The 2,504-nt window shown below is 65.7% G+C and carries 3 protein-coding genes; all 3 read left to right on the top strand.

Going from position 1 to position 2,504, the window contains the following annotated elements:
* The first annotated feature begins 339 nt into the window (after window positions 1-339).
* Complete coding sequence (locus IJH84_RS22085; RefSeq protein WP_295148491.1) at window positions 340-1,191, top strand: helix-turn-helix transcriptional regulator; 852 nt, start codon at window positions 340-342, stop codon at window positions 1,189-1,191.
* Complete coding sequence (locus tag IJH84_RS22080; protein WP_295148489.1) at window positions 1,188-1,418, top strand: DUF397 domain-containing protein; 231 nt, start codon at window positions 1,188-1,190, stop codon at window positions 1,416-1,418. The genes IJH84_RS22085 and IJH84_RS22080 overlap by 4 nt, the downstream gene beginning before the upstream one ends.
* Window positions 1,419-1,998: 580 nt before the next feature.
* Window positions 1,999-2,504 (top strand): amino acid permease (locus IJH84_RS22075; RefSeq protein ID WP_367269067.1); only part of this gene is annotated, 506 nt, incomplete at its 3' end.

Raw genomic sequence — 2,504 nt, 5'->3', positions numbered from 1 at the left:
GTTTCGGCGTCGTTCTGGAAGGTCAGGTCCAGGAAGTAGAGCTTGTCGGCGATGTCCGAGAGCTGGTTCTGGGTGACGACCAGTTCGGTTTCGCCCTGGGTGAGGGTGATTCTGCGCGGGTGGAGTTCGATCGTGATCGCCGCGGCCGGATCGTCGGCGGGGGTCTGCCAGGTTGCCACTCGTGCCTCCCGAAAGCCGGTTTTCGTTGGTGTGCCGCACTTTCCGGAGTCGCCCCGGGGGCATGTAACGCTACTTTCGAGTGATCAAGCTGGCGTGCCCCGTGGGCAACCAGCCACTCTTCTCTCAAGATCTCAAGCGAGAATCATGCGGGGGAGAAATATGGTGCGGCGCAACGGAATTCCGGTGCGGGTCCGACGGGTTTCCAGCGAGCTCAAAGAACTACGGCTGCGCAGCGGGCTGTCCGCGGAGGAGGTCGCGAGCGCGCTCGGCATATCGATGAGCAAGCTGAGCCGCATGGAGACCGGCCAGCGCGGGCTCTACGCCGACGATGTCTCGGCGTTGCTCGGGTTGTACCACGTACCGTGGCAGCGGCGGGCCGAGATCCTGGCGCTGGTGCGCAGCGGTGCCGACCGGAACTGGTGGCAAGTGCGGGACGGCCGGTTGCCGCAGATGTGGCAGGACTTGATCCGGTTCGAGAAAGACGCCACGGCGATCCACAACTATGAGTCGCTCGTGATCCCGGGTCTGCTCCAGACATCGGAGTACGCGGCGGCGATCTCCGAGGGAACGGACGACGGCCTGACGCCTGCTCAGGTCGACGCACTCGTCGGAGCGCGAATGTCCCGGCAGACCGTCCTGCATGCGCCGAGAGACCCGCAGTTTGAGTTCTTGCTCGAAGAGGCTCTGTTGAGGCGTCCGGTGGGTACGGCCGGGCTCATGTACCGGCAGCTGCGACATCTGATCACTGTCGGAGGACGGAGCAACGTCGAAGTTCGAGTGCTGCCTACTTCAGCCGGGGTGCATGCAGGGCTGGAAGGTCCGTTCGTCTTGTTGGAGTTCCGGGATCACCCAGCGCTCGTCTACCTCGAAAATCGTTGGAGCAGCGCGTTCTTGGAGGAGCCGGAACACGTTGCAGGAGCGCGGGAGTGCTTGCGGAGCCTGCACGACGTTGCCCTGCCGGAACCCGCCTCTCTAGAGTTCGTGGCAAGTATCGCCGACGAGTTGGCGTGAAGACCGGCAAGGAGCACTTCGTGGCACATCCCGACCTCTCCGGCTTGTCTTGGCGCAAGAGCCGCTACAGCACCAACTATGGCAACTGCGTCGAGATCGCCCCCATCGACCACTCCGTCGCCGCCCGCGACTCCAAGGACCCCGACGGCGGCTACCTGCTCGTCAGCCCCTCGGCGTGGTCGTCGTTCCTGGGCGGCATCCGGGGCGGCCGGTTCGAGCGCTCGTAACGTTCCGGCGGCGGCACTGCTTCGCCGGATGAATTCTCGTTTCCGGGAGATTTCCGGGGGCGTCCGGAATCGGACGCAGTGCCTGGTTCCGCGGCGCCTCCGGATTCCCGCCCGGCGATAGGGAAATCCCGCACCGAGGGTGCTGATCGTGCGGTGACCTGCGGGCTCGGTGGCGATCCGGGCATTGGACCACACCTGATCTGCGAGTTTTACTACTTTGCGCAGCTGATCCGCTGCGCATTTCGGGCGATCCGCAGTGGATCTTGACAGCGGAGCGTGTGCGCAGCACCATTCCGTTCCGTGCGCCGGACGCGGTGGCGTCGGCGACCTTCGTACGTGCAAGCGCCCTGGCGCAGCGGCGACTCCGCGCATATCGGCGAACAGCCTGCTATGCCCGGAATCGACCGGTGAGTCCCAGGGTGCCGGGCTACAACCGCGCAGCGACGCGCGGGCAGAACAGACGGGAATTCCGGACATAGTGAGCGAATCGACTCTCCAGGCGAACGAGCCCGGTGGTGAACGACCGGCCGACGCCGGCGACGCCGGATACCGCAAATCGCTGAAGGCCCGGCACATCAACATGATCGCGATCGGCGGCGCGATGGGAACCGGGCTGTTCCTCGGCGCAGGTGGGCGGCTCGCGCAGGCCGGGCCCGCGTTGGCGCTGGCCTACGCGGTGTGCGGGGTGTTCGCATTCTTCGTGGTGCGCTCGCTCGGCGAACTGATCCTGTACCGGCCGTCGTCGGGCGCCTTCGTGTCCTACTCGCGGGAGTTCATGGGCGAGAAGGGCGCCTACACCGCCGGGTGGATGCACTTCCTGAACTGGTCGACCACCGGCATCGCCGACATCACCGCCATCGCGCTCTACGCGCACTACTGGGCGCTGTTCACCCCGGTGCCGCAGTGGGTGCTCGCGCTGATCGCGCTGGCGATCGTGCTCGCGCTGAACATGGTCTCGGTGAAGCTGTTCGGCGAGATGGAGTTCTGGTTCGCCATCGTCAAGGTCGCCGCGCTCGTCGCCTTCATGCTCGTGGGTGTCGGGCTCCTGGTGGCCGGTCACGACGTCGGCGGACACGACAGCGGCCC

This window comes from Saccharopolyspora sp. (genome assembly GCF_017434145.1).
In the GTDB taxonomy this organism is placed as follows: Bacteria; Actinomycetota; Actinomycetes; order Mycobacteriales; family Pseudonocardiaceae; genus Saccharopolyspora_C; species Saccharopolyspora_C galaxeae.
The sequence above is the reverse complement of the archived record's forward strand: the minus strand, read 5'-3'. Positions and strand labels throughout refer to the sequence as shown.